Source organism: Methanoculleus sp. (assembly GCF_035363275.1).
Classification (GTDB): Archaea; Halobacteriota; Methanomicrobia; order Methanomicrobiales; family Methanoculleaceae; genus Methanoculleus.
This window is the reverse complement of sequence record NZ_DAOSET010000032.1, coordinates 1-25,084: the sequence shown is the minus strand read 5'-3', so window position 1 is coordinate 25,084 and position 25,084 is coordinate 1. Positions and strand designations below refer to the sequence as shown.

The 25,084-nt window shown below is 64.7% G+C and carries 25 protein-coding genes; 13 read left to right on the top strand and 12 right to left on the bottom strand.

The window, feature by feature from the left end:
• Positions 1 to 27: 27 nt before the first annotated feature.
• Entirely contained in the window at positions 28 to 1,320 is a 1,293-nt protein-coding gene (gene thiC / locus PLN84_RS08415; RefSeq protein ID WP_292383390.1) for a phosphomethylpyrimidine synthase ThiC, read from the bottom strand.
• Between the two features lie 25 nt (positions 1,321 to 1,345).
• Between thiC and PLN84_RS08410 the strand changes: the two genes are divergently transcribed.
• Genes PLN84_RS08410 through PLN84_RS08400 form a run of 3 tightly spaced genes read left to right on the top strand, consistent with a single transcriptional unit; the run spans position 1,346 to position 2,945 of the window.
• Positions 1,346 to 1,948 (top strand): MBL fold metallo-hydrolase, encoded by a 603-nt coding sequence (locus PLN84_RS08410; protein ID WP_292383392.1) that lies wholly within the window; start codon positions 1,346 to 1,348, stop codon positions 1,946 to 1,948.
• Positions 1,941 to 2,390, top strand: coding sequence for a GIY-YIG nuclease family protein (locus PLN84_RS08405; RefSeq protein WP_292383394.1), 450 nt, complete (start codon positions 1,941 to 1,943; stop codon positions 2,388 to 2,390). The genes PLN84_RS08410 and PLN84_RS08405 overlap by 8 nt, the downstream gene beginning before the upstream one ends.
• A 3-nt stretch (positions 2,391 to 2,393) precedes the next feature.
• Positions 2,394 to 2,945, top strand: coding sequence for a flavodoxin family protein (locus PLN84_RS08400; RefSeq protein ID WP_292383395.1), 552 nt, complete (start codon positions 2,394 to 2,396; stop codon positions 2,943 to 2,945).
• A 59-nt stretch (positions 2,946 to 3,004) separates the two neighbouring features.
• On the opposite strand, the gene PLN84_RS08395 is transcribed toward PLN84_RS08400, so the two are convergent.
• Positions 3,005 to 3,163, bottom strand: coding sequence for a DUF1328 domain-containing protein (locus PLN84_RS08395; RefSeq protein ID WP_292383397.1), 159 nt, complete (start codon positions 3,161 to 3,163; stop codon positions 3,005 to 3,007).
• Positions 3,164 to 3,292: 129 nt separating this feature from the next.
• Positions 3,293 to 4,381 carry a 5-amino-6-(D-ribitylamino)uracil--L-tyrosine 4-hydroxyphenyl transferase CofH gene (gene cofH, locus PLN84_RS08390; protein WP_292383399.1) on the bottom strand — a complete coding sequence of 363 codons (1,089 nt, stop codon included), beginning with the start codon at positions 4,379 to 4,381 and terminating at the stop codon, positions 3,293 to 3,295.
• A 113-nt stretch (positions 4,382 to 4,494) separates the two neighbouring features.
• Here cofH (PLN84_RS08390) and PLN84_RS08385 point away from each other — a divergent pair, with 113 nt between their 5' ends.
• Complete coding sequence (locus tag PLN84_RS08385) at positions 4,495 to 4,809, top strand: DUF1805 domain-containing protein (protein WP_292383401.1); 315 nt, start codon at positions 4,495 to 4,497, stop codon at positions 4,807 to 4,809.
• A 19-nt stretch (positions 4,810 to 4,828) separates the two neighbouring features.
• Here PLN84_RS08385 and cofH (PLN84_RS08380) read toward each other — a convergent pair whose 3' ends face one another.
• Both cofH (PLN84_RS08380) and PLN84_RS08375 read right to left on the bottom strand, forming a co-directional pair.
• Entirely contained in the window at positions 4,829 to 5,917 is a 1,089-nt protein-coding gene (gene cofH, locus PLN84_RS08380; RefSeq protein WP_292383402.1) for a 5-amino-6-(D-ribitylamino)uracil--L-tyrosine 4-hydroxyphenyl transferase CofH, read from the bottom strand.
• A gap of 26 nt (positions 5,918 to 5,943) precedes the next feature.
• On the bottom strand, positions 5,944 to 6,612 hold the full coding sequence (locus PLN84_RS08375; protein ID WP_292383404.1) for a S26 family signal peptidase: 669 nt from the start codon (positions 6,610 to 6,612) through the stop codon (positions 5,944 to 5,946).
• Positions 6,613 to 6,719: 107 nt separating this feature from the next.
• Here PLN84_RS08375 and PLN84_RS08370 point away from each other — a divergent pair, with 107 nt between their 5' ends.
• From PLN84_RS08370 to PLN84_RS08350, 5 genes are all read left to right on the top strand, one after another.
• On the top strand, positions 6,720 to 8,123 hold the full coding sequence (locus PLN84_RS08370) for a DNA-directed DNA polymerase II small subunit (protein WP_292383741.1): 1,404 nt from the start codon (positions 6,720 to 6,722) through the stop codon (positions 8,121 to 8,123).
• Between the two features lie 88 nt (positions 8,124 to 8,211).
• The gene (locus tag PLN84_RS08365; protein WP_292559197.1) at positions 8,212 to 10,236 is read left to right on the top strand and encodes a sodium-translocating pyrophosphatase; all 2,025 of its coding nucleotides are present in this window, start codon (positions 8,212 to 8,214) and stop codon (positions 10,234 to 10,236) included.
• A gap of 101 nt (positions 10,237 to 10,337) precedes the next feature.
• A complete protein-coding gene (locus PLN84_RS08360; protein WP_292383408.1) occupies positions 10,338 to 11,279 on the top strand; it encodes a magnesium transporter CorA family protein in 942 nt (313 codons plus the stop codon).
• Positions 11,280 to 11,591: 312 nt separating this feature from the next.
• Complete coding sequence (acs, locus tag PLN84_RS08355) at positions 11,592 to 13,481, top strand: acetate--CoA ligase (protein ID WP_348532004.1); 1,890 nt, start codon at positions 11,592 to 11,594, stop codon at positions 13,479 to 13,481.
• Between the two features lie 6 nt (positions 13,482 to 13,487).
• Positions 13,488 to 14,786 carry an OFA family MFS transporter gene (locus PLN84_RS08350; RefSeq protein ID WP_348532003.1) on the top strand — a complete coding sequence of 433 codons (1,299 nt, stop codon included), beginning with the start codon at positions 13,488 to 13,490 and terminating at the stop codon, positions 14,784 to 14,786.
• Here the strand turns inward: PLN84_RS08350 and PLN84_RS08345 are convergent.
• From PLN84_RS08345 to PLN84_RS08335, 3 genes are read right to left on the bottom strand one after another with little or no spacing between them, the layout of a single operon-like run.
• Complete coding sequence (locus tag PLN84_RS08345) at positions 14,770 to 15,225, bottom strand: ribonuclease III domain-containing protein (RefSeq protein ID WP_292383415.1); 456 nt, start codon at positions 15,223 to 15,225, stop codon at positions 14,770 to 14,772. The genes PLN84_RS08350 and PLN84_RS08345 overlap by 17 nt on opposite strands.
• Positions 15,226 to 15,234: 9 nt before the next feature.
• Positions 15,235 to 15,720, bottom strand: coding sequence for a peptidylprolyl isomerase (locus PLN84_RS08340; protein ID WP_292383417.1), 486 nt, complete (start codon positions 15,718 to 15,720; stop codon positions 15,235 to 15,237).
• Positions 15,721 to 15,758: 38 nt separating this feature from the next.
• Complete coding sequence (locus PLN84_RS08335; protein ID WP_292383419.1) at positions 15,759 to 16,430, bottom strand: DUF5714 domain-containing protein; 672 nt, start codon at positions 16,428 to 16,430, stop codon at positions 15,759 to 15,761.
• Positions 16,431 to 16,552: 122 nt separating this feature from the next.
• On the opposite strand from PLN84_RS08335, the gene PLN84_RS08330 reads away from it, so the two are divergent.
• Positions 16,553 to 17,347 carry a nucleoside-triphosphatase gene (locus PLN84_RS08330; protein WP_348532002.1) on the top strand — a complete coding sequence of 265 codons (795 nt, stop codon included), beginning with the start codon at positions 16,553 to 16,555 and terminating at the stop codon, positions 17,345 to 17,347.
• 5 nt (positions 17,348 to 17,352) lie between these two features.
• On the opposite strand, the gene PLN84_RS08325 is transcribed toward PLN84_RS08330, so the two are convergent.
• Entirely contained in the window at positions 17,353 to 17,700 is a 348-nt protein-coding gene (locus PLN84_RS08325; RefSeq protein WP_292383422.1) for a putative zinc-binding protein, read from the bottom strand.
• Between the two features lie 4 nt (positions 17,701 to 17,704).
• Positions 17,705 to 18,097: a DUF2703 domain-containing protein gene (locus tag PLN84_RS08320; protein ID WP_292559839.1), complete on the bottom strand. Its 393-nt coding sequence runs from the start codon at positions 18,095 to 18,097 to the stop codon at positions 17,705 to 17,707.
• 239 nt (positions 18,098 to 18,336) lie between these two features.
• On the opposite strand from PLN84_RS08320, the gene PLN84_RS08315 reads away from it, so the two are divergent.
• The 3 genes from PLN84_RS08315 (at position 18,337) to arsB (ending at position 22,682) form a co-directional block, all read left to right on the top strand.
• On the top strand, positions 18,337 to 18,630 hold the full coding sequence (locus PLN84_RS08315) for a metalloregulator ArsR/SmtB family transcription factor (RefSeq protein WP_292383424.1): 294 nt from the start codon (positions 18,337 to 18,339) through the stop codon (positions 18,628 to 18,630).
• 73 nt (positions 18,631 to 18,703) lie between these two features.
• Entirely contained in the window at positions 18,704 to 21,460 is a 2,757-nt protein-coding gene (locus PLN84_RS08310) for a heavy metal translocating P-type ATPase (RefSeq protein ID WP_292383426.1), read from the top strand.
• Positions 21,461 to 21,596: 136 nt separating this feature from the next.
• Positions 21,597 to 22,682 carry an ACR3 family arsenite efflux transporter gene (gene arsB / locus PLN84_RS08305; protein WP_292383427.1) on the top strand — a complete coding sequence of 362 codons (1,086 nt, stop codon included), beginning with the start codon at positions 21,597 to 21,599 and terminating at the stop codon, positions 22,680 to 22,682.
• Between the two features lie 708 nt (positions 22,683 to 23,390).
• Here arsB and PLN84_RS08300 read toward each other — a convergent pair.
• Positions 23,391 to 24,107, bottom strand: a complete 717-nt coding sequence (locus PLN84_RS08300) for an aromatic aminobenezylarsenical efflux permease ArsG family transporter (RefSeq protein WP_292383429.1) — start codon at positions 24,105 to 24,107, stop codon at positions 23,391 to 23,393.
• Positions 24,104 to 24,643, bottom strand: coding sequence for a nitrophenyl compound nitroreductase subunit ArsF family protein (locus PLN84_RS08295; RefSeq protein WP_348532001.1), 540 nt, complete (start codon positions 24,641 to 24,643; stop codon positions 24,104 to 24,106). The genes PLN84_RS08300 and PLN84_RS08295 overlap by 4 nt, the downstream gene beginning before the upstream one ends.
• Positions 24,644 to 25,084 lie beyond the last annotated feature (441 nt).

The following is a 25,084-nucleotide window of genomic DNA, read 5'->3' as shown; positions in this document are numbered from 1 at the left end:
GGGCAGGGTAGCGGGTAGAGATCCGCTTTAATGCTCCATCCGCTCTTCCGGCGGCGCTTTGAGGATCTCCCGCACCATCTTCACGGCGCAGAGATCGCCGCACATCGAGCAGGTCTCAAGCTCCCCGTCGCGTTCGTGGATCCGCCGGGCCTCCTCCGGGGCGAGCGCCGTCTCGAACTGTTTCTCCCAGTCGAGCGCCCGGCGCGCCTCCGCCATCCGGATCTCGCGGTTCTTCGTGTTCCCGGTAGCGCGGGAGAGGCTCCCAACGTGCGCCGCGACCCTCGCCACCCGCGTCCCCTCTACGATGTCGCGGACGTCCGGCAGCGCCAGGTGCTCGCTCGGCGAGACCATGCAGAGGAAGTCTGCGCCGTGCATGCAGGCGATCACGCCGCCGATCGCCCCCACGACGTGGTCGTAGCCCGGCGCGACGTCGGTCACGAGCGGGCCGAGCAGGTAGAGCGGGGCGCCGTCGGTCAGTTCCTTGAGCATCCTGACGTTGTAGCCGATCTGGTCGGCCGGGATATGCCCCGGCCCCTCGATCATCCGCTGCACCCCGGCGGCGAGCGCCCTTTTCGCGAGGTGCCCGAGCGTCAGGTACTCGGTCGTCTTCGCCAGGCGGCCGGCATCGATGAGCGCCCCCGGCCGCATCCCGTCGCCGAGGCTCACGACCACGTCGTGTTCGGAGAGGATCTCGAGCAGGTAATCGTACTCGGCATACAGGGGGTTCTCCTCGCCGGTCGCGGCCATCATCGCCACGTGGAATGCCCCGCCGCGGGAGACGACGCCCATCGTCCGGGGGTCGGTCTGGAGCGACGCAAGGGCGTCGCGGTTCACGCCGCAGTGCAGGGTCAGGAAGTCCACGCCCTGCCGGCAGTGCTCCCGGATAACCTTAAACAGCAGGTCGGCGTCGACGTCCGCGGCAGCCCCCGCACGCCGGACCGCCTCGTAGATCGGGACCGTCCCGACGGTCGTATCGAGCTCGAGGATCCGGCGCCGGATCCGGGCGAGGTCTCCGCCGGTCGAGAGGTCCATCAGCGCGTCTGCGCCCTCGCGGAGGGCCGCCTTCGCCTTCTCGACCTCAAGGTCCTCGTCGCACCGGGTTCCCGACGTCCCGACGTTCACGTTGACCCGTACCCTGCAGCCCTCCCCGATGGCGCAGAGCCGGTGCGGCCGTACGGGGTTTGCTGGAATGACAATCCGTCCACGGGTGACGGCCCGCGCGGCATGGTGCGGGACGAGACCCTCCTCACGGGCGATCGTCTCCACCTCCGGGGGGACTCCACGCAGGCATGCAGAGATCAGGGTGTGCATAAGAACCATTTGTCCGGAAGCCATATTAGTCTGCATGCCAGTCCGGTGGATCGCGAGCGGCACAACCTACGCCAACTCGTTCGTTTACGGAACCATCCTTGTGGACGCGGGCGTTCTCCCGACGGCCGTGGAGCCGCACGCCGGGACGATCGAGACGATCGTCATCACGCACGCCCACTATGACCATATCGCCCATATCAGGGAGATCGCCCGGCTCTGCGGTGATCCGGTCATCTGCATCCATGAAGCGGACGCTCCCGGCCTCATCGACGATACCCGGAGCCTTGCCATGCACTTCGGGGCCCGGTCGCCCGGGATCGTCCCCGACACCGTCCTTTCCGACGGCGACCGGGTCGGTGACCTCCGCGTCATCCACACCCCGGGCCACACGCCGGGCGGGATCTGCCTTTATGACGAGACAGCGAAGCGGCTCTTCTCAGGCGACACTGTCTTTACCGGCGGGTCCTTCGGGCGCTACGACTTCCCCGGCGGCGATCTCACGGCGCTCAAAAGATCCATCGAGCGCCTCAGCACCCTCGCGGTCGAGGAACTCTATCCCGGCCACGGGGAGCCCGTCGCCCACGGCGGCGATAGACACATCGCGGCCGCCCGGGAGGCGCTCCGCTTCTATGGATAAGGGTGTCTACGCCCTCATCCTCGATAACTCCCATTGCGTCGTCCGTGTCGGCGCCCTGGGACTCCGGGAGTTTGCTTTCGGCCGGCACGTCTACATCGGGTCGGCGCTGGGGAGCGGCGGGCTTGCCCGGGCCGACCGGCACGTGAGGCTCGCCCGCAACCGTGACCGCCCGGCCCGGTGGCACATCGACTACCTCCTTCTTTCCCCGCATGTCACCCTCGCCGCCGTCGTCACCGCCGCCACAGACCGGGACTGCGAGTGCGCCCTCGCCCGTGCTTTCGGCGGGGTGTACGTCCCCGGGTTCGGGTGCAGCGACTGCGCCTGCCCCTCACACCTCTTCTACCGCCCCGGCGACCCGGTCCCGGAGGTTCTCGCACGCTTCCGGGGCCTCGGCCTCGCTGCCCGGATCACAAGAATCAAGAACGAGGGGAACGAGCACTAGGTTATGAACGTTCTTGGTATCTCCGGAAGCATGCGGAAGAACGGCAACACCGCGCTGCTCGTCAACGCCATCCTCGACCGGGTCCGTGAGGCGGGCATCGAGACCGAATACCTCTCGCTTGCCGATATGGATATCCGGCCCTGCACCGGGTGCGAGGCCTGCAGGGAGGCGAAGTGGTGTGTGACGGAGGACGACGATTGGGGCTCTGTGGCGCAGAAGATGATCGACTGCGAGGTGCTGGTCATCGGTGCCCCGACCTACTACTACGACATCAACGGCCAGACGAAGAACCTGATCGACCGGACCTACTCCCTCTTCCACGACAGACGGCTTGCCGGCCGTAGTGCGGTGGCCGTCGCCGTCTACGCCGACCGGGGGGGCGAACGCTCCCTCGAGACGATGGAGGGGTTCCTGAACGCTCACGAGTTCTCGTACCTCGGCTACGTCTGCGGCAGGGGCTACGCGCCGGGGGACGTCTTGAAGGACGAGCGGGCGGTGAAGAGGGCCACAGAGGTCGCGGATACGATCGTCAGGCTCCTTCGGCCGGAGGACTGAGAGCCGGGGCCCGTGCTGCCGGAGGGTCCGCCCGGTGGAGCGGGCAGAGCCCCCTGCCATCAGAGCAGCAGCGATATTATCGCGAGGACGATGAAGATGATGACCAGCCACTTCGCAATCGACATCGACATCCCTGCAACGCCCCGTGCTCCGAGTAAGGCAAAGACAAGTGCCAGTACAAAGAAGAGGATTGCAAGGCCTACAAGACCATTTACCATATCTATCTCCTCTCAATTGCCGGCGTCCGGCCGGTGTTGAGGAGCCAAACTTTATTTTTGGATATTTATACTTTTCCGGAAATAACGGCGGTCCGGACAACCCGGTCGGGCCATCCGGGGGGGTCAGCCTCAAAGGAGATCGTAGGTCGTCGTCCGCTGCCGGAGCGTCCGCCCGAGGTCCCCGGCCATCCGCCGCATCTCGACCGGGTCCAGGTAATCGGTGTCCCGGGCGCCCGCCTCCCGGGATATGCTCTCCTCAAAAAGCGTCCCCCCGAGGTCGTTTGCGCCTGAAAGAAGCGCCATCCCTGCCATCTTCGTCCCCAGCTTCACCCAGGAGGCCTGGATGTTCCTGATGTTGTCAAGAAAGAGCCGGGATACCGCAAACATCAGGATATCCTCCCTGCCGGTCGCCCCGGGTCGGGCGAGCCCTGCCCGGTAGAGAGGGGTCTTCTGGTGAACGAACGAGAGGGGCACGAACTCGGTGAACCCCCCGGTGTCGTCCTGGACCTCCCGGAGGACCGCGAGGTGCCGGGCCCGGTCAGTCTCGCTCTCGCAGGAGCCGTACATGATCGTCGCCGTCGAACGGATCCCGAGTTCGTGCGCCTCTTTGATGACCCGGACCCAGGTCGCCGTATCGATCTTCCCCGGGCAGATCACCCGCCGGACACTATCCACCAGGATCTCGGCCGCCGTCCCGCAGAGTGTCCCGAGTCCCGCAGCCTGCATCATCATAAGCACCTCCCGGGTGGAAAGATCGCTCCTCCCTGCGGCATAGGCCACTTCCATCGGGTTGCTCGCGTGGATGTGAACGCCCGGCGCTTCGTCCCGCATCCAGGAAATGATATCGATGTAGGACTGGGCGTCGAACTCCGGGTGGAGCCCGCTCACCGTGCAGATCTCGGTCACGCTCCGCCCGCGCGCTGCCCGGACCTTCTCCCGGACGGCGGCTTCATCGTGGAAGAAGATATCGGGGTCGCCCGGTTTCCGGGAGAAGCCGCAGAACCCGCAGGCGTTCACGCAGAGGTTCGTGACGTTGATGTTCTGGTTCCGGACATAGGTGACGAGATCACCGGCTGCCCGTTCGCGGAGGGTATCCGCGGCGGCGGCGATATCCCAGACGCCCCGGTCGCGCGTCTCGAAGAGACGTACCGCTTCCTCTTCCGTGAGCCGGTGACCGGTGAGCACATCATCAAGCAGGTGTCGCAGTGACTGTTTCATACGTTTCGCCGTTTTGCAGGATGATCTCCTCTTGACACGGTCAGCTCAAGAACCTTTGGATACGTCTCGCCGGAAGGGATACACTTATCTCTCAGGGGGACACCCCGGCAGCCATGGCTCAGCAGATCCTCTGTCATCAACGCACAAGACTCAGCTACAAGGACGCATTCGGCTACGTTATCCCGATCGGGGGGACCAGCCTGATGGCCTGGGTGACCGATGAGGGGATGATCGGGACCGCCGGGTTCGACATCGAGGCTCTGGCAAACGCCGGGGTGCCGGCGGCGGTCGTAGGCGTCTCGGAAGAATCGACCCTTGATAACCTCGACAGCCTCATGGACGCCGAGGTGAGGGCGGCAAACCTCCCGGCGGTGCAGCGCCGAGTCGAGATCGGGATGTCGGGGAGAGAGGCGTTGAACCGGATGTGACGCGGCGTATCCAGACAGGTTATACCATCTCGTAGGTCGTCGTCCGTTGCCGGAGCGTCCGCCCGAGGTCGCGCGCGATCCGCTGCATCTCGGCCGGGTCCAGATAGTCGGCACCCTCGCCGCCGGCATCGGCCGAGACGTCGTCGCAGAACATCGTCCCGCCGAAATCGTCCGCGCCCGAGAGGAGCGCCATCTCCGCCATCTTCGTCCCCACCTTCCCCCAGGAGACCTGGATGTGGTCGAAGTTGTCGAGGAAGAGCCGGGCGACCGCAACCATCAGGATATCCTCCCTCCCGGTCGCTCCTGCCGGGGCGAGCCCTGCCCGGTAGAGGGGGGTCTTTTCGTGAATGAAGGAAAGAGGGACGAACTCGGTGAACCCCCCGGTGTCGTCCTGGATCTCCCGGAGGACCGCGAGGTGCCGGGCCCGGTCCGCCTCGTTCTCGCAGGAGCCGTACATGATCGTTGCCGTCGAACGGATCCCGAGTTCGTGCGCCTCTTTGATGATCCGGACCCAGGTCGCCGTGTCGCATTTGTTCGGGCAGATCACCCGGCGAACACGGTCGACCAGGATCTCGGCCGCCGTCCCCTGCAGGGTCCCGAGCCCCGCCTCGCGGAGCCGTTCGATGACCGTGGTGGTCGGGACGCCGCTCCGTTCCGCCGCCCAGGCGATCTCGTCGGGACTTGCCGTATGGATGTCCACATCGGGCGCGGCCTCCCGCACGGACGAGATGAGGTCGACGTAGGAGTCGAGCGTGTAGTCCGGGTGCACCCCGGAGAGAAGGCAGATCTCGGTGACGTTCCTTTCCACCGCCGTCCGGGCCTTCTCCCGGATGGCCTCCGGGTCGTCGAAGAACGCTTCCGGGTCGTCCGCCCGCCGCCCGAACCCGCAGAACCCGCAGAGGTTCTTGCAGATGTTTGTGACGTGGATGTTCTGGTTCCGGACGTAGGTGGCGACGTCGCCGACCTTCCGCTCGCGGAGGGCATCCGCGGCGGCGGCGATATCCCAGATGTCCCGGCCGCGCGTCTCAAAGAGACGCACCGCCTCCTCCTCCGTGAGCCGGTGGCCGGCGAGCGTATCGTCGAGCAGGTCGTGCAGCGAGTACGGCATGGTAAATAACTCTCGTAATCCCTGATTTATTCGTCTTTCCCTTTACGCCGCGCAAGGACGAAGTCGTGGATGAGGATGATGACGATGACGATGACGGCAAACTCCGCGAGGTGCAGGGGCAGGTAACCGATGAGCGGCACCGCGACGAGGGCTTTTCCGACGATCCAGTCCTTCTCGACCGGCTCGATCAGGCCGACGCCCGTTATCCGGAGGTTCCCCTGGTCGATGTAGGGGTTGTTGTCCCCTTTGGTGATGTAGCCGCCGTGCGGATCGGTATAATACTCACCGAGCCCCGACTCCACCACGGCTGCGGTATCGACGTAGGTCATCGCCCGGTGAATGATCGGGTGGACCGAGTCTGCGCCGTTCGGCCGGTAGACGATCACGTCGCCGTAGTCCCCGAAAGACGAGTGCCCGGCCAGTTGCCCCTCGGCCCAGGTCGTCAACGCGCCGAACCGGTCTTCATCGACGACGAGCACCAGGTCGCCGACGTTCATGTTCGGGACCATGCTCTCCGACTCTATGGTGACCACCGCCGGCCAGGTGCCGGCGAAGAGGTAGAGGGCGAGGGCGATACCGCCCACGACCGCGACGACCCAGAGGAGGTCCCTGGCGAGAGAGACGACCCGGTGGTCGCTCTCCCGGAACGCGGCGAAGGCCGATGCTGCACGTTGCAGCCAGGAGGTATCCGTCATTTGCTCTAAAGAGAATGCTATCCCTTCATATACATAGGTTCTTCGGACCCGGGCAAGGTGTAAAAAAGATAAACCCATATTGCCGGGAGGAGAATATGATGGAGCCCATGCTCGCCAACGCCGAGATCGTACGCCGGTTTCTTGAGTTGAAGTACCAGGTCCATCCCGACGTCGTGAGTTACATCCGGGAGCAGAATGATCCCTCGCTCATCGACCGGATAGCGGCGGGGGTCACGGGCGATACCCCGGTCATCTCACCCGAGCACATACCGGGCTTGAGAAAGGTCCGGGACGGGACCCGGTTCCTCGTCGACCCGGAACTCGAGGTGATCACGGGGAGCGCCGGAACCACGGGGAGCGTCAGCGGTCACGAAGACGCCGTCCACTACTTCCGGGACCGTTACAACAGCCTCTCCTCGATGATTCGCGGCCGGATGACCGCGATGCCGATCGAGGCGCTGGCCAAATCACCCCACCGCTACCGGGACGAAGAGTGCAGCATCATCGGGATGGTGGCCGACGTGCGGACGACCGCCAAGGGGCATCGGCTCGTCGAGGTGGAGGACACCACCGGGGCCATCCGGGTGCTCTTCAACAAAGGGAGGGGAGACTCGTTTGCGGAGGCGGAGCGGATCCTCCCCGACGAGGTGCTCGGGGTCAAGGGGAAGCTCTCAAACGACGGCGGTCTCTTCTTCGCCGAGCAGCTCTTTCGCCCCGACGTCCCCATCAACAACGCCCCGTTCAAGAGCGACCGACCGGGCAAAGCGGTCCTGATCTCCGACGTCCATGTCGGGAGCGACACCTTCCTCGAAGATGGGTGGAACCGGTTCGCCGACTGGCTCCAGGACTCCGATGCCGGCTACCTCCTGATCGCGGGCGACCTCGTCGACGGCATCGGCATCTACCCCGGACAGGAGAACGAGCTGACGATCAAGAACATCTACGAGCAGTACGACGTCTTCGCGGAGATGCTCCGGGACCTGCCCTCCCGGGTCCGAATCGTCGCCGCCCCGGGAAACCACGACGTCGTCAGGATGGCCGAGCCGCAGCCGGCGATCCCGCAGGAGTTCACCACGAGGTTCCCGTCGAACTGCACCCTCGTCGAGAATCCCTGCCTCTTGAACCTCCAGGGCGTCCGGGTCCTGATGTACCATGGCCGGTCGATCGACGACATGATCGGGCTCATCCCGGGGGCAAGTTACGAGCGGCCCGGCGAGATCATGGATGAGATGCTGAAACGTCGGCTGCTCGCCTCTCCCTACGGGATGCGGACCCCCATCGCCGCGATGAAGACCGACCGGCTCGTCATCGATCCCCTTCCCGAGATCCTCCTCACGGGCCACGTCCACATCTGCGGCATCACCCGCTACCGGGGTGTCCTCGGGGTGAACACGGGCACCTGGCAGTCCCAGACGGCGTTCCAGAAGCAGATGAACATCAATCCCACGCCCGCGCGGGCATTTGTCATCGATCTCCAGACGCTCCAGCCTGAAGTGATGGATTTCAGCTGATACACTGTATATCTTCCGGATTCTTTCCGCATGTTTAAAAGTGTTGAATCCCATTGTATATGTTACACAATCGGAGGAATACAGAGAGATGGATCTGGTGTATCTGGCACCCGTGTGTGCCATTCTCGCTCTCCTGTTTGCAGGATACTCATATACGAGTATCAAGCGGGAGGGAACGGGTACCGAACTGATGCAGAAGATTGCTGCCGCTATCCACACGGGAGCAATGGTCTACCTGAACAGGCAGTACCGCGCTATCGGAATATTTGTCATCGTGCTTGCCGTCGTCCTTGCGCTCGGGATCGGCGTGCTCACCGCCGCCTGCTTCGTCCTCGGCGCGGTCCTCTCGGCGACCGCCGGCTACATCGGCATGTTCACCGCCACGGCCGCAAACGTCCGGACGACGAACGCCGCACGGCGCGGGATCGCGGATGCGTTCCGTGTCTCGTTCTCGAGCGGCTCGGTCATGGGCATGGCCGTGGTCGGGCTCGGGCTTCTCGGGCTCTCGATCGCGTATGTGGTCGTCAGCACCTTCACGGGGCTTTCCCAGGCCGAAATTCTCACCCACGTGACCGGGTTCGGTCTCGGGGCGAGTTCGATCGCCCTCTTCGCCCGTGTCGGCGGCGGCATCTTCACCAAGGCCGCAGACGTCGGGGCCGACCTCGTCGGCAAGGTCGAGGCCGGCATCCCCGAGGACGACCCGCGGAACCCGGCCGTCATCGCCGACAACGTCGGTGACAACGTCGGCGACGTCGCCGGCATGGGTGCGGACCTCTACGAGTCCTACGTCGGTGCAATCATATCGGCGATGGTCCTCGGCGTCGCCGTCGCAGCGACACAGTTCGCGAACGCCGACGTCATGAACGTGATCCTCCTCCCGCTGCTCATCGCCGCAGTCGGCATCATCGCGTCCATCATCGGCTCGTTCTTTGTTAGGACCAACAAGACCGAGAGCAGCGCCATCCACATGGCCTTCAACAAGGGCCTGGTTGCTGCGATGGTCGTGACGGTCGCCGCCACCTACTTCCTGGTGAACCTGCTCCTCGGGGCGGAGTATATCGGGGTCTTCTATGCCTCCGTCGCCGGTCTCGTCGCAGGGTTTACCATCGGCCTGATCACCGAGTACTACACCTCGTTTGACCGGAAACCGACCCTCTCCATCGTGAAGTCCACTGAGACCGGGGCGGCGACCACCATCATCACCGGGTTTGCGAAGGGGATGGAGAGCACCATCTGGCCGGTCCTGATCGTCGCCGTCGCGATCTACGTCGCCTACCAGGTCGCCGGTCTTTACGGTATCGCGATCGCCGCCGTCGGTATGCTCGCGACACTCGGGATCTCACTCTCCGTCGACGCCTACGGCCCTGTCGCCGACAACGCCGGCGGTATCGCCGAGATGTCTCACCAGAAGCCCGAGGTTCGCGAGATCACCGATACCCTGGACTCCGTCGGCAACACCACCGCCGCCATCGGCAAGGGGTTCGCCATCGGCTCTGCGGCCCTGACGGCGCTCGCCCTCTTCGCCGCCTACACCCAGGCGGTCGGTCTCACGACCATCGACGTAGCGGTCCCGAACGTCTTCATCGGCGTTCTGATCGGTGCGATGCTCCCCTTCCTCTTCTGCTCCATCACGATGATGGCAGTCAGCAAGGCGGCATACAGCATCGTCCACGAGGTTCGCCGCCAGTTCAGGGAGATCACCGGCCTCATGGAGGGAACGGCCGACCCTGACTACACCTCCTGTATCGCCATCTCCACGAACGCGGCGCTGCGTGAGATGATCCTGCCCGGCATCCTCGCCGTCGCCGCGCCGCTCGTCGTCGGGTTCGTCCTCGGCACCGAGGCGCTCGGCGGCCTGCTCGTCGGCTCGCTTGCGTCCGGGTTCCTCCTCGCCGTCACGATGGCGAACGCCGGCGGGGCCTGGGACAACGCAAAGAAGTACATCGAGATGGGCCACCTCGGCGGCAAGGGTTCCCCGGCCCACAAGGCAGCGGTCGTCGGCGACACCGTGGGCGACCCCTTCAAGGACACGTCGGGCCCGTCCCTGAACATCCTCCTGAAGCTGATGTCCATGGTATCGCTGGTCTTTGCACCGCTGCTCCTGGTCCTCTAACCCTTTTTTTCAGGCCCGACTTCGTGGCGGGCGTCCATACCTTCATCCCGCCCGCCGACAACAGTAGAGTGTGAGCCCTCCCCGGAGGGGTGAGAGACCGCATGATCCGCATCTATCGCACGGTTGAAGCGGCCCCGGTGCCACGGACGGAGGAGACCGGCCGGTTCGAGCCCGGCTCCTGGGTATCGATGATCAACCCCACCGCAGGTGAGATCGAGGAGGTCGCGGCAAAGCTCGCCATCCCGGGTGACTACCTCCGGGCGGCGCTCGACGAGGAGGAGCGGCCCCGGACCGAGACGGAGGACGGCGTCACCCTGATCGTCATCGATATCCCGATGCCGTATCCCGAACGGACGATCCTTTACACGACGATGCCGCTCGGGATCATCGTCACGCCCGATACCATCGTCACGGTCTGCCTCCGCGAGAACGCGATCGTCCAGGACTTCACGGAAGGCCGGGTGAAGCTCTTCTACACGTTCAAGAAAACCCGGTTCGTCCTGCAGATCCTCTTTCGGAACGCATCCTACTTCCTCCAGTACCTGCGCCAGATCGAGCGGATATCCGACCGTATCGGGGCCGAACTGAACCAGTCGATGCGGAACCGCGAGCTGATCCAGTTGATGAACTTAAAAAAGAGCCTGGTCTACTTCTCGACGTCGCTCAAGAGCAACCAGATCGTCCTCGACAAGACCCTGACGTTCCAGCCCCTCCGGATGTACGCAGACGACACCGATCTTCTCGAGGACGTCATCATCGAGAACAAGCAGGCGATCGAGATGGCGAACACCTACTCGACGATCCTGACCGAGACGATGGATGCCTTCGCCTCGATCATCTCAAACAACTTCAACAACATCTTAAAACTCCTCACATCGATCACCATCATCCTCGCGATCCCCACGATGATCGCAAGTTTCCTCGGTATGAACGTCCCGGTCCCCCTCGAGAACCATCCCTACGGGTTCCTCATCATCATCGTCCTCTCCCTGATCGTCTCCTCGCTCATCGCGGTGGCCATCAACCGGAAGGGCTGGTTGTAGGATGGCATCAACCTCACCACCCCGCCCCACCGCAACATTTATCTTTTTATTCTACATTATTGATCGTGATAAATTGCACATGATAGATCATGTAAGATAGGGGCGCCGCACGGGAGGAGGCGCCCGGGAAGGTTACGCTCCCGGCGGAGCCGGCACCGGTTGCCGGCGACCGCATGTACGGCAGCACGACCACGGACCGAGCGGCCGGGAAGGTTGTCGGTCGGAGGATCAGCCACTTTTGCACGGTACGGAGGCCCATACGGGGACCGGCCGCGGCAATCGGGTATGATGAATCATGTAAATTGAGGAAGTATGGAGCAGACATTCGCCGTGAAACTGGAGGAGAAACGCTACACCCCCGACCCCCGGTGCAAGGCGGCAGCCTGGACACCGGATTACACCCGGGCCTACCAGGAGTTCGTGCGCGACCCGGAAGCCTTCTGGGACCGGGTCGCCCGTGAACTGGTCTGGTTCAAGCCGTGGGACCGGGTCAGGGAGTGGGACTACCCGTACGCGAGATGGTTCGTCAACGGAAAACTCAACATCACCTACAACTGCCTGGACCGGCATGCCGCCAGCGCCCGGAAGAACAAGGCGGCGCTCGTCTGGCGCGGCGAAGGGGGCGAGGAGCAGGTCTTTACCTACGACGGCCTCCACCGCGAGGTGATGCGGTTTGCAAGCGGCTTAAAATCCCTCGGCGTCGGGAAAGGTGACCGGGTCTGCATCTACATGCCGCTCGTCCCCGAGCAGGTCGTCGCGATGCTTGCCTGCGCCCGGATCGGGGCCGTCCACTCCGTCATCTTCGGCGGGTTCGGGCCGGACGCGCTTGCGATGCGGATCAACGATGCGGGAGCGAAGGTCCTCGTCACCGCGGACGTCGGCTACCGGCGGGGGAAGGCCGTCCCGCTCCGAGAGATCGCGAGAGAGGCGCTCGGCCACGCACCGTCCGTCGAGCGGGTCGTCGTCCTCCGGCGCGAGAGCGCAGCCGCCGGCCTCGACCCGACCCGCGAGGTCGACTACGCGGCCCTCATAGCAGAGGCCGCGCCCGACTGCCCGGCGGAGGTGATGGACGCGGAAGACCCGCTCTTCATCCTCTATACGAGCGGCTCGACCGGGGCGCCGAAGGGGATCGTGCACACGTGCGGAGGCTACATGGTCGGGACCTACTACACGACGAAGTGCGTCTTCGACGTCAAGGAGAACGACGTCTTCTGGTGCACCGCCGACCCCGGCTGGATCACCGGCCACAGTTATATCGTCTACGGCCCGCTCGCCGTCGGCACGACCGTCGTCATCGCCGAGGGGACGCCGGACTACCCGGACCCCGGCGCCTACTGGCGGCTGGTCCAGGACCTCGGGGTGACGATCTTCTACACCGCCCCGACCGCCATCCGGATGTTCATGCGCTACGGTGACGAGTGGCCGGCGAAGTACGATCTCTCGACGCTGCGCGTGCTCGGCTCCGTCGGCGAGCCGCTCAACCCCGAGGCGTTCGAGTGGTACTACCACGCCATCGGCAGAGACCGGTGCCCGGTCGTGGATACCTGGTGGCAGACCGAGACCGGGATGCACATGGTGACCACGATGGTCGGCGAACCAATGAAGCCCGGGTTTGCCGGGAAACCGATCCCGGGCGCCGTCGTGGACGTCGTCGACAGAACGGGCGCCCCGGTCCCGCCGGGGACCGGCGGGTTCCTGGTCATCAGGGAACCCTGGCCCTCGATGCTCCGGACGGTCCACGGGAACGACGAGCGCTACCGCACCTACTGGGAGACCATCCCCGGGTGTTACGCCGCAGGCGACCTCGCGGTGAAGGATAAGGACGGCTACATCATGGTCATCGGGCGGGCCGACGACCTGATCGTCGTCGCCGGGCACAACATCGGCACCGCGGAGGTCGAGAGCGCGCTCGTCTCCCACGAGGCCGTCGCGGAGGCCGCCGTCATCGGGAAACCCGATCCCCTGAAGGGGAACGTCATCAAGGCCTTCGTCACCCTCCGCGTGGGCGCAAACCCCGGCGACGGCCTCACCGACGACCTCGCCCGCCACGTGAGGAAGAGCCTCGGCCCCGTCGCGGTGCCGGCCGAGATCGAGTTCATGGATAGGCTCCCCAAGACCCGAAGCGGCAAGATCATGCGCCGGGTCTTGAAAGCCCGCGAGCTCGGCATGGACCCGGGCGACATATCGACACTCGAGGAGTAGACGGGCATGACAGAGACACCGACGATCTTTGGGCTGCCGGCGGAGAGGGGGAGGTGGGGGCTCATCGCCCTCGGCCTCCTCATCAACCTCTGCCTCGGGAGCATATACTCCTGGAGCGTCTTCGTCGCGCCGCTTGCGGCGCACTTCACTGCAGCGCTCGGCCGGGAGGTGACGGCGGGGGAGGTCCTCCTCCCGTTCTCGGTCTTCCTCGCCTTCTTCGCGATAGCGATGCCGCTCGCCGGGAAGTATATCGAGCGCTACGGACCGCGGATGGTGACGATGGTCGGCGGGGTCCTGACGGGCCTGGGCTGGCTGCTCGCCTCGACGGCGACGTCTGTCGAGGCGCTCTACGTCGTCTACGGCGTCATCGGCGGGCTCGGCGTCGGGATCGCCTACGGGGCGCCGGTCGCCGTCGCGGCCCGGTGGTTCCCGGACCGCCGGGGGCTCGCGGTGGGGCTTGCCTTGCTCGGCTTCGGATTCTCGGCCTTCGTCACCGCGAACGCGGCAGGCGCCCTGATCGCCGCCTACGGCGTGATGCCGACGTTCCGGATCTTCGGGGCCGTGTTCATCGCCGTGCTGCTCCTCGCCGCTCTCCCGCTCCGGTTCCCGCCGGCGGGCTGGCGACCGGCAGGGTGGTCGCCGCCCCCACCCGGGGTCGGGACGGCCCCGGTCTGCGAGTGCGACCGGCGTGCGATGCTCCGGACGGGGACGTTCTACGGGCTCTTCGCCTGCTACTTCATCGGCTGCCTCGCGGGCCTGACCGCGATCTCGATCGCAAAGCCGGTCGGGACCGAGATCGCCGGGGTGGATGCGGGGCTCGCGACGCTCCTCGTCGGGTTCTTCGCCGTCTTCAACGGGCTCGGGCGGCCCGGGTTCGGGACCCTCGCCGACCGGATAACCCCGCAGAAGACGGCGATGCTGACGTTTGCTCTGATCGCGACGGCATCGGTCCTGATCTGGCTCGCGCCGGGAGTGCCGGCCTACGTCGTCGCCTTCGCCGTCCTCTGGGGGTCCCTCGGGGGCTGGCTCGCCATCGCGCCGGCGGCGACGGCGTCCTACTTCGGGACGTGCGACTACCCGCGCTGCTACGGGGTTGTCTTCCTCGCCTACGGCGCAGGGGCCATCGCCGGGCCGCAGCTTGCGGGGTTCGTCCGGGAGGCGACCGGGACCTACCTCGGCGTCTTCCCGCTCGTCGCGGCTCTCGCCGCGGTGGGCTTCGTCGCCGCCTGGCTCCTGATGCGCCCGGCGGCCACCGTTCCGGCGGCGAGTGAAGAGGGGGCAGGAAAGCCTACGCTTTCCCGGTGAGCCCGAGCCGCCGGAGCACCCCGGCGGCCGCACTCATCCCGCCGTCCAGGTAGACGGCGCCGATGAGCGCCTCCAGGCACTCGGCGAGGACCCTGCCGGAGGTCCAGACCGTCTGGGCGGCCTCCCCTTTTCCCCAGCGGACGTAGTCGGCGAGGTCGAGGCCTTCCGCAAGCCCGCGGAGCCGGGTCATATTCACCAGGTTCATCTTTTGGTTGGTGATCGCACCCTTGTCGTGCGCTCCCCCTGCAACCACCGCCTCCACGACCGCGACGTTGATGACCGCATCGCCGAGGGTGGCGAGGGCGTCCATGTGGGCGCCGGGCGGGAGGCCGGCCTCCAGGGTATAGGCGAGGCGGGTCAGCGCCCGCTCGAGCAGTTCCCCGCTCATAAAGGCATAGCCGATCCGCGCCTCGATCTCGGCAGGGTCCCGGCGGTTCATAAAAAAGGGTTACTCCAGGACTTCGGCCTTCTCGATCCGGACGGGGACCTTGGGCTTATCGGCGGAGTTCGTCGCGACCTTCCCGATCTTGTCGACGACGTCGAGGCCCTCAACCACTTCACCGAAGACCGGGTGGGCGCTCGGCGTCCTGGGGTTGTCCCAGTCGAGGAAGTCGTTCTTCACCAGGTTGATGAAGAACTGACTCCCGCCGGAGTTCGGGCGGCCGGTGTTCGCCATCGCGATCGTCCCCCGGACGTTCGAGTGGCCCTTCACGAACTCGTCGGTGATGGTGTAGCCCGGCCCGCCCGTTCCGGTGCCGGTGGGATCGCCGCCCTGGATCATGAACCCGGCGATGACCCGGTGGAAGATCGTCCCGTCATAGAACCCGGATTTCGCCAGTTTCGCAAAATTTCCTGCAGTCACCGGCATGTCGTCGTAGAGCCGGATCGTGATGTCGCCCATGGTCGTGTGGAGCACGACTTTTGTCTCTGCCATAACCATTAACTCCGTATGGTATTGTCCGTCGTTGCTACTTATACTGATGGAGAGGGCGACCGGGTCTCCTCGCCAGGGTAGAACGAGCACTCGTAGCCCGTGCAGTCGCGGTTCACGGTCGCGTACTCGCATGAGATATGCTCCGTCACCGGCAGGCTGACGCCGCACTTCCCGGCGAGGAACTTCACCGCCTCGCCGATCGCGAGCCACGAGTCCCGCTTGCAGCACCGAGGCCCTCCACTCTCCGCGATTGCCATGAGACTCCGTGCCGTTACCTGGTTAGCAAGCGACCACTCCTCCTTCTTCAGCGGGCCGGAGTGCGTGATCAGGCTCATGAAGATCCCGGTGCCAATCGCCGCCCCGCATGCCCCGTGCGTGCCGCAGAAAGCCGGCTGGACGGCCTCGGCACGCTTCCTCGCCTGTCGGAGGGTCGGTTCCTTCTTCTCCGGGCTTCCCCGGTGGTTGTAGTAGGCGGCAAGCAGGACGGCCGGCACCAGGAAGTGGTGCTCCGGGCCGTGAAGGCTGATCTGCGGGTGCCGCATGATCGCGCAGGCGATCGCGAGCGGGTCCGTCTCCGTCGTCGTCAGGCAGACCCGCTCGATCAGGTCGAGGTTCGAGAGTGTCTCCAGCCCCGGCGGCGCCGTTACCGGCTCATCCTCGTGCGGGACGAGGTTCTTCCTGCAGGCCTGGCAGGCTGTCTCGCGGTCCATGGGCACCCCTGATACCTGATCCCGCATATGGGTTGCGGGCGCGGCAACCGGTTCTCCAGGAAAGTAAATGATACATCTTAAACAAACATATTGAGTAAAACTATTTTATACAAACACCGCAGATGTATATCCATGTACCCCGGAGCGAACGTCTCCCCGGACCCCGGCCGGGACATACCTGTAAGCCGCTCTCCAACCCGCATACCTGGGGGTCTTTCCGGATGAACAGCCGGACGACGCCAGTCTTCATCATCACCGGTGAGCAGGGCCAGTGCAAGACGACGTTCCTGCATCAGGTGCTCGGGCTCATTGTCGGGGCAAACGTTCGGGTCCGGGGCGTGCTGGCTCCCGGCCACGTGCGGGACGGGCGCCGGTCCGGGTTCACCCTCGTCGACCTCGCCACCGGCGAGCACGAGGACCTCTCGTCGATCGACCCCGACCCGCGGTGCGAGGTCCACGGCCGGTTCTACTTCCGCCCCGAAGGGCTTGCTTTCGGCCGCAGGGCGCTCGCGCTGCCGGATCCCGGCGAGACCGATCTGGTGGTCATCGACGAGGTGGGGAGGTTCGAGCTCCAGGGCGGGGTCTGGGCGGAGCAGATCGACCGACTGGTCGCGCTCCCGCACCCCCCCATGATCTGGACCGTCCGGCGCCGGCTCCTCGATACGGTCATCGACCGCTGGAAGATCACGAACCCCGTCGTGGTGGACGTCGGGGCCGCGAGCGTCATGGCGACGGCGGACGCCGTGATGGATGCCGTCTGGGAGTGGCGAGAGAGGCAGACGTTCTCCCCGGTTCCGGCGCCACTGGTTCCGGGGGATCGCATCACGAACGATGCTCCCCTCTTCGCCGAGGCAGTCGCCGGGGGTTCCCCGGGTGCCCCGGCAATCCTCCGGCGGCGCTACGGCCCGGAAGGGTGATGCACTCAGGGCTGCTGCCCGCTCTGGATCGCCTCGATCACCGCGCCCGCGAGCTGCTCGATCTCGTCAAACCGCGGCTCCGCCATGCCGTTCTTTACGATCCCGCACCCGGTCGCGACAATGTGCAGGTCCGGCTCGACCCCGTTCTCCCGGAGTTTTTTGAGCGCACAGGCGTCCTCACAGCCGTCCAGCGCGAGGATTCGGCCGGAAAGCGACGCCGACAGGCGGCGTGCCGGGATACAGGCCTCGACGGATCCGGGGCACCGCTGCCGGACCACCATCCCCGCCTGACCGGTCAGCTTCCCGGTGTTCGAGAGGCCGGAGCAGGTGACGAGGATGATGGGTTCCGTCACGGACTCACTCCATCTCGAGCGCTTTTGCGGCCGCCCGCCCGATCAGTTCCGGCGGGATTGCCTCGTACTCCTCGCCGTTGTAGCAGAGCGTCCGGCACTCCGCGTCTCCCCCGCAGGAGTCGCAGGATGCGCAGGAGCAGGATGCGGCAGTCACCTCGACCCCTGCCAGAAGTTCCTCGATCGGCACCCCGTTGAAGAGGAGGGCCTCCGATCCAGCTGGGGCGTCATCGGGGAGGACGGTCTCATCCACCCGGACGCTGATCCCCTCCATATCGAGGAGCATCCGGATCTCCGCGAGAACAGCCGAAAGCGTCATTCCGGTCTCCTCAAACTCTTCGGCGGTCTTCTCGATCTCGTTCCCGATGTGCTTCCATTCGATGACGAGTTCCTTCTTCATGGTATCATCTTGGGAATCGACGGGACATCTTTCTGTCGCCTCTCCGCCATGCCACCGGTCCCGGAGCCGGGGGGCAGCGTTCAGCAGCGCAGGTGATCGTCTCTGCAGACGTCTTCACCGCGGACATTCTCCTCATTCCCGGCGGCCCAGACCCGTCTCCGGTCGGGCCCGACTCAGGAGACGCCAGATCCCGACCAGCGCGATCATATTCATATATTTGAATATACCAATTTGTGGATATGCAGGGGAGGATAAAACTGCTGAAAGCTCTCGCCGACGAGACGCGGATAAAGATCGTCCAATGCCTGATGGACGGCGAGCGATGTGCGTGTACACTCGTGCCGGCCGTCGGAAAGGCACAGCCGACGGTTTCGCAGCATCTCAGGGTCCTGGAGGAGGCCGGGGTTCTCGAGTCGCGGAGGGACGGTGTGAACATCTGGTACAGGATCAAGTCGGGCCAGGCGGTCCAGATCCTGGAGATCCTCGATATTCAGAAGATTGAGGTACCAATTTCCTGCGGGGAATCACCATGACAAACGATAGTGTGAGAATATTCGAAGGAGCGATCTCCAGTTCGGGATTTCTACGCCAGGGGATGAGAGCGAGATGAGCATTGCTTCATCGACATCCGATACCGATACGGTTACCCTGCAGATTCAGGGGATGGACTGCACCTGCAACGCCGACCTGCTCGCCCGGAAACTGGACGCCCTCGCCGGCGTCCGGGGCCACGAGATCACGCCGGTCACCGGCCAGGCCCGGATCACCTACGATCCCGCGATCGTCAGTGTCCAGGAGATCATCCGCACCGTCGCTGAGACGGGGATGACCGCCTCGCAGGTGCGAAGCGACGGGCGGAAGAGCACCTGGTGGCGTGAACCGCAACAACTCGCCCTCTACGGGAGCTTCCTCACCGCGGTGATCGCCTTCGTCGCGGGATACCTCGGGACGTCGCTCACCATCGTGAACGGGCTCTACCTGCTCGCCGTGCTCATCGGCGTCTACTACCCGGCACGAAAGGCGCTGATCGCGCTCAAGAACCTGACGCCGACGATCCACCTGCTCATGCTGATCGGCTCTGTCGGCGCGATGGCGCTCGGACTCTGGGGGGAGGCCGCGGTCCTGATCATCGTCTACTCGCTCGGCGACGTCCTCGAGTCCTACGCCGTGGATAAAGCCCGGGGTGCGATCCGGTCGCTCATGGCGCTCGTGCCGAAAGAAGCGCTGGTCCGGCGCAACGGCCGCGAGACCATCTGTGCGGTCGAGACGATCAGCGTCGGCGAAGTCGTGATCGTCCGACCGGGCGAGCGGGTGCCGGTCGACGGCACGGTCGTCGCGGGGTCGTCGTACGTCGACCAGGCAGCGGTCACCGGAGAACCGGTTCCCGTACACCGCGGCCCCGGCGAGGACGTCTTCGCCGGGACGATCAACCAGAACGGGTCACTCGAGGTCCGGGTCACAAAACCGGCGTCCGAAACGATGCTCTCCCGGATCATCCTCTCGGTCGAGGAGGCGCAGGCGAAACGGACATCATACCAGCGATTTTCGGACTCCTTCGGGAAGTGGTACACGCCGGTCATGTTCGTCCTCGGGGTGCTGGTCGCCACCGTGCCGCCGCTCTTCTTCGGTGCCGAGTGGTACCCGTTCATCTACCGCGGGCTCGTCGTCTTCGTGGTCTCGTGCTCCTGCGGCCTTGCGCTCTCCGTGCCCGTCGCGGTGGTGGGCGCAATGGCGAACGCTGCAAAGCAGGGAACCGTCTTCAAGGGCGGCGCCTACCTTGAGACCATCGAGACGGTGAAGGCGATCGCGTTCGACAAGACCGGGACCCTGACCATCGGACGGCCCGCGGTCACGGATGTCGTGACCTTTGACGATCTCACCGGGGATGAACTGCTCGACCTTGCCGCCTGCATCGAGTCGTGGTCGGGCCACCCCCTCGCAGCAGCGATCGTCCGGAAGGCTCGCGAGAGCGGGACGTTCTCGGGTCGGCCGGCCGTTCAGTTCGAGGAGACGGCCGGGCGCGGGGTCGCGGCGACGGTGGACGGCCAGGCATGCCGCATCGGCAGCCCCCGCGCCATGCTCGAAGAGGGTATCGAGATCGGTCACGCGGAGGAGACGATCGCCCGGATCGAGGGTGAAGGCCGGACCGTGGTCCTGGTCAGCCGCGACGGGACGCTCGCCGGCCTGGTCGCGATCGCCGATGAGGTGCGGCCCGGCGCTGTCGAGGCCTTGCAGCGGTTAAGACGCGCCGGCGTCCGGACCGTGATGCTGACCGGGGACAACGAGCGGAGCGCCCGGGCCATCGCGCAACGTGTCGGTGTGGATGAATACCGGGCGCAGCTCCTGCCGACGGATAAGGTCGACGTGGTGCGGCAGTTGAGAGAGCGGTACGGTGCAGTGGCCATGGTCGGCGACGGCATCAACGACGCACCGGCCATGGCCGCCGCGGACGTCGGCATCGCGATGGGCGCGGCAGGCACGGACATCGCGATCGAGGCCGGCGACGTGGTGCTGATGTCCGACGACCTCGGGAAACTGGCGTATGTGCGTGAACTCTCGCACCGGACGGTCACCGTGATCCGGCAGAACATCGCCGTCTCGCTGATCAACGTCGCGTTCATGGTCGTCGCGGCCCTGCTCGGCTACCTCGGGCTGGTCACGGGCCTGCTCCTGAACGAGGGGAGCGCGGTCTTCGTGATCTTGAACGCCCTGCGTCTGCTGACGTGGCGGAGCGGCGCCGAACCTGAGAGCCCCGCTGCTGCCCAGATAAAGGCTCCTGCCATTCCGACTGCAGCGCAGACGACGGCGGCTGTCGGCTGCTGTTCCTGTACCGCACCTGCGGGCGATGTGCTACCCGTTCCTTCAACGGCCGGAGCCGGTTGCTGTTCGTGCGGAGAGCCGCAGATCTCCGTCGCCGTCGGGGCGACAGGTTCGTGCTGTTCCGGCGCGGAGGACGTTGGTGCGGCATCAACGGCGACAGCCCCCGCAGGAGACGGATGTTGCTGCGGTGATACGTCGATTGACCGGGATCTGCCGACCCCAACCCTCGTCGAGACAGAAGGTTGCTGTTGTTGCGGAGAGCCTGCCGACGAGGTGCCGCCTCCAATCCCCATCCCCGGCAACGGATCCGGATCGTCCGGTCCTGCAACCACGACGTTCCGGCTCGAAGGGCTCGGTTGCGCCTGTGAGGGGCAGATGGTCGAGAGACGGGTGAAGGCCCTGAAGGGGGTGACCGCTTTCACCCTGAATGGGATCACGAACCAGCTGAAGGTCACCTACGACCCGGCCGCTGTCTCGGTCGACGATATCGTGATGGCGGTGAAGAAGGCGGGCGTGACCGCGGTCCCTGGGGACCGGCGCTGATTGCAGTTACACGGACCAAATCGAGGCGACTTGATGCAACAAAAGACGATGATTATGCTGGTCGATGGTCGATCCCCGGGGCTGGACGTCGCCAGCCCGGGGGCTGGCACACCCCCGGACACCACGGAGAACAACCATGGCTGAAACTATGAAACGGCTCTCGTTCCTTGATCGCTACCTGACTCTCTGGATCTTCCTTGCGATGGCGATCGGGATCGGGATCGGCTACTTCTTCCCCTCGGTCCCGCAGGCGATCACCGGCTTTGCGGTCGGCACGACCTCGATCCCGATTGCGATCGGCCTGATCGTGATGATGTACCCGCCGCTCGCGAAGGTCCGGTATGAGGAACTCGGCAGCGTCTTCCGCGACCGGAAGGTGCTGGGCTTATCGCTCTTCCAGAACTGGGTCGTCGGCCCGGTCCTGATGTTCGCCCTCGCGGTCCTCTTCCTCGCCGACCGGCCGGAGTTGATGTACGGCCTGATTTTGATCGGGATCGCGCGCTGTATTGCGATGGTGATCGTCTGGAACGACCTCGCTGGCGGGAGCTGCGACTACTGTGCCGCGGTGGTGGGCTTAAACTCCGTCTTCCAGGTCTTCTTCTACTCGATCTACGCGTACATCTTCATCACGGTTCTGCCGCCGCTCCTCGGGATCGGGACCGGCACCGCGATCAGCATCACGATCGCCGAGATCGCGACCTCGGTCTTCATCTACCTCGGCATCCCGTTCATCGCCGGGTTTCTGACCCGCTTTATCCTGCTTCGGGTACGATCGAAGGAGTGGTATGAGACCCGGTTCATCCCGCGGATCTCGCCCCTGACCCTCGTCGCCCTGCTCTTCACGATCATCGTGATGTTCTCGACCCAGGGGGCGAACATCATCCAGGTCCCGTTCGACGTCGTCCGGGTCGCGATCCCGCTCCTGATCTACTTCCTCGTGATGTTCTTCGTCGCGTTCTGGATGAGCCACCGGCTCAACGTCGACTACCCGCGTTCGGCGACCCTGGCCTTCACAGCAGCGTCGAACAACTTCGAACTCGCCATCGCCGTCGCTGTTGCGGTCTTCGGCATCGGCTCGCAGGTCGCATTCGCCACCGTGATCGGCCCGCTCATCGAGGTGCCGATCCTGATAGGGCTCGTCAACGTCGCGCTCTGGCTCAAAAAACGGTGGTACGCGAATGAGCCGGCCGCACAGTGCGCCATCGATCAGGGGGTCGTATGAACCCTGTCCTGCCTGCACCTGCGTGGAATTGAGGGGGAGGTCTTGACAGCCCGCGAAGAGGTTCGAGAGAGGGTTCGGCGATCAACGTCCGCCTGCTACCAGGAGGCGCCAACGGGGTCCCGGGGACAGGTCCTCTGCGACCCCGGCGCCTCCCCCCAATAACCGGGAGCCCTGATGGGCAGCGGATCTCCCGAGCGGCACGGGTATGATGCCGAAGAGGATGTGAGGGGATCTTGTTCAACGAGCGCTCTCATCTAGGCATTAATTCGGACCCGTTTCAGGTCGTACCACCCTTTTCCCAGCAGTGTAAGTCCGATGATGATGAAAATAGCGGAATGGATGCCGTAAACCCAGGTCTCAAACCCGGAGTCGCCATAAAACAGATTCAACCAGAAGAACGGGCACGCCAGTCCGAAGAACGCGAACCCTGCACCGACTTTCATCCGGCTTTTTATCCGTCGCTCGTTGGAAGACATGGGGCCTTTTCCGTGTAGAGTAATCTGTCCATGCACTACTTAATTGAAGTTCATGGTCCGTTTCTCATTCCGATAACATTGAATCCCTGTAGCACGCAGCAGGGACCTGCAGGACGGTTCAGACCGGTCACGGACAGGAGCCTGGTCCCCACGCATACGCGCCGCGTGGGGGAGGGAAACGGCGCGGGCCCGGAGAACGATGGTAGACCCTGCACGACGGTGGTATTCAACCTCACCCAATCAGCATTGCCGCGAGGAGGTAGACCCCGATCCCGATGAAGAGCACCCCGACGATGCGCCGCGTCCAGTACTCGAACCTCTCCGCCGCCTTCATCGCGCTCCCCACCTTCGCGATCCCGGTCACCATGATCAGCGAGAACGCGATCACCGGCAGAGCGGTCGCGACGGCAAAGACCGCCGGTACCCCGAGCGGGTCAGAGGTCCGGAGCGCCAGCGGGACGAGCATCGCAAAGAAGAGCACCGCCGAGAAGGGGCAGAAGGTCAATGCGAAGAGCACGCCGAGGATGAAACTTCCCGCGAGCCCCCGGTCGGCGACCCGCTCCTTGAATGCGGCAAACCGCCTGCTGCCGCCCCGAAAGGAGGGGAGCGGGACGAGATCGAGCATCACGACCCCGATCACGATCAGCAGCGGGCCGACGAGCACCTCGCCCCAGGTCTGGAGGAAGAGCGAGATCCCCTGAACGGAGAGCCCGAGGGTCACAATCGCTGCGGCGATGCCGACGTAGACGACCATCCTCCCCGCGCTGTAGAGCGCCCCGGCGAGGAGGGTCTGCCCCGGGTTACCGATCCGGCGGGAAAGGTAACCGATCGCGGCGACGTTCGTCGCGAGCGGACAGGGCGAGAGGGCCATCATCAACCCGATGAAGAACGCGGCGACGAGGGGAACACTGCTCGTCCCCATCGTCTCCATGAACCCCATCAGGCTCATTGCGAGAAGTCCCCGGCGAGACGCATCCCGATCAGCGTCTTGAGATACTGCATGAATCCGGGCTTGTCGTTGAGTTTGTACCAGACCCGGGTATCCTCCTCTTTGGAGAACCCACCCTGGTCGTCGTAGGTGCCGATCCAGAGCGACGAGCCGGTCGCCCCGTAACGCTCGACGATCTCCTTCTTTTCCGGGTCGGCGACATCGACGTGATCGAAGACGAGCTTCCCTGAGCCGAGTTCACCGGGGAAGTGTGTCTTCACGGTCTCTTCGGCGTAGTCGCCGAGCACCACGCAGGAGTAGCACTGGTTCGGCGCGGTGAAGTGGATGACTTCGACTTTCGTGACGGTGCCGTTGAGCGGCGAGATGGTGGCGGCATCCGCTCCGCCTGGTGCTGCCGTACACCCTGCGAAGAGGGCGGTGAAGGCGAGGAGCACCGCCAGAACGGCTAACGGCAGGATCTTCCGACAGGATGCGCTGCAGGGGAACTGCCCCTGCGTGCGCCGTGGTCTGGAACTGCTTGATTGTGTTCGTCTCATCAGGGACACCCCTGGTGCTTGATCGGTTATTACAATTGATTTTGAAACGGTGCTGGCTTATTATTCACACGGACATATATGCCTTATGCAGGGTGCTCCCTGAACGGCGAAGCGTTGTCGACGAAAAAACTGTCTGTCCGCCCCTCGCTTTACGAGGAAGAGAGGCCGGACTGTAACGGCACCTGAGCCGGGCCATAGACCCCATTATGCACTTCTGCCCGGTTGCCACCGGAGACGGCATGCGGTGGAAACCTGATCCCCCACGGGACTCACATCCTCCGCGGCAGGCTCCGCCTGTGCAGGCGCATCGCGGCGGCGGTGAAGACCAGGGTGAACCCGGCAAGCACTGCGATGTCGACTATCACCGGGAAGTAATGGGCGCCGGAAAACGAGTACCGGACAAGATCCGTGAAGTAGGTGAGCGGCGAGCAGACAGCAAGA

Excerpts from the sequence above, each read along its gene's own strand:
- PLN84_RS08310 (WP_292383426.1), top strand. The coding sequence starts at position 18,704 with ATGAGCATTGCTTCATCGACATCCGATACCGATACGGTTACCCTGCAG.
- PLN84_RS08345 (WP_292383415.1), bottom strand. The coding sequence starts at position 15,225 with ATGAACCGCCGGGACCCTGCCGAGATCGAGGCGCGGATCGGCTATGCC.
- arsB (WP_292383427.1), top strand. The coding sequence starts at position 21,597 with ATGGCTGAAACTATGAAACGGCTCTCGTTCCTTGATCGCTACCTGACT.
- cofH (WP_292383399.1), bottom strand. The coding sequence starts at position 4,381 with ATGAAACAGTCACTGCGACACCTGCTTGATGATGTGCTCACCGGTCAC.
- cofH (WP_292383402.1), bottom strand. The coding sequence starts at position 5,917 with ATGCCGTACTCGCTGCACGACCTGCTCGACGATACGCTCGCCGGCCAC.
- PLN84_RS08360 (WP_292383408.1), top strand. The coding sequence starts at position 10,338 with ATGATCCGCATCTATCGCACGGTTGAAGCGGCCCCGGTGCCACGGACG.
- PLN84_RS08340 (WP_292383417.1), bottom strand. The coding sequence starts at position 15,720 with ATGGCAGAGACAAAAGTCGTGCTCCACACGACCATGGGCGACATCACG.
- PLN84_RS08330 (WP_348532002.1), top strand. The coding sequence starts at position 16,553 with ATGTATATCCATGTACCCCGGAGCGAACGTCTCCCCGGACCCCGGCCG.
- PLN84_RS08370 (WP_292383741.1), top strand. The coding sequence starts at position 6,720 with ATGCTCGCCAACGCCGAGATCGTACGCCGGTTTCTTGAGTTGAAGTAC.
- PLN84_RS08300 (WP_292383429.1), bottom strand. The coding sequence starts at position 24,107 with ATGAGCCTGATGGGGTTCATGGAGACGATGGGGACGAGCAGTGTTCCC.
- PLN84_RS08295 (WP_348532001.1), bottom strand. The coding sequence starts at position 24,643 with ATGAGACGAACACAATCAAGCAGTTCCAGACCACGGCGCACGCAGGGG.
- acs (WP_348532004.1), top strand. The coding sequence starts at position 11,592 with ATGGAGCAGACATTCGCCGTGAAACTGGAGGAGAAACGCTACACCCCC.
- PLN84_RS08410 (WP_292383392.1), top strand. The coding sequence starts at position 1,346 with ATGCCAGTCCGGTGGATCGCGAGCGGCACAACCTACGCCAACTCGTTC.
- PLN84_RS08395 (WP_292383397.1), bottom strand. The coding sequence starts at position 3,163 with ATGGTAAATGGTCTTGTAGGCCTTGCAATCCTCTTCTTTGTACTGGCA.
- thiC (WP_292383390.1), bottom strand. The coding sequence starts at position 1,320 with ATGGTTCTTATGCACACCCTGATCTCTGCATGCCTGCGTGGAGTCCCC.
- PLN84_RS08385 (WP_292383401.1), top strand. The coding sequence starts at position 4,495 with ATGGCTCAGCAGATCCTCTGTCATCAACGCACAAGACTCAGCTACAAG.
- PLN84_RS08405 (WP_292383394.1), top strand. The coding sequence starts at position 1,941 with ATGGATAAGGGTGTCTACGCCCTCATCCTCGATAACTCCCATTGCGTC.
- PLN84_RS08350 (WP_348532003.1), top strand. The coding sequence starts at position 13,488 with ATGACAGAGACACCGACGATCTTTGGGCTGCCGGCGGAGAGGGGGAGG.
- PLN84_RS08315 (WP_292383424.1), top strand. The coding sequence starts at position 18,337 with ATGCAGGGGAGGATAAAACTGCTGAAAGCTCTCGCCGACGAGACGCGG.
- PLN84_RS08335 (WP_292383419.1), bottom strand. The coding sequence starts at position 16,430 with ATGGACCGCGAGACAGCCTGCCAGGCCTGCAGGAAGAACCTCGTCCCG.
- PLN84_RS08365 (WP_292559197.1), top strand. The coding sequence starts at position 8,212 with ATGGATCTGGTGTATCTGGCACCCGTGTGTGCCATTCTCGCTCTCCTG.
- PLN84_RS08375 (WP_292383404.1), bottom strand. The coding sequence starts at position 6,612 with ATGACGGATACCTCCTGGCTGCAACGTGCAGCATCGGCCTTCGCCGCG.
- PLN84_RS08400 (WP_292383395.1), top strand. The coding sequence starts at position 2,394 with ATGAACGTTCTTGGTATCTCCGGAAGCATGCGGAAGAACGGCAACACC.
- PLN84_RS08320 (WP_292559839.1), bottom strand. The coding sequence starts at position 18,097 with ATGAAGAAGGAACTCGTCATCGAATGGAAGCACATCGGGAACGAGATC.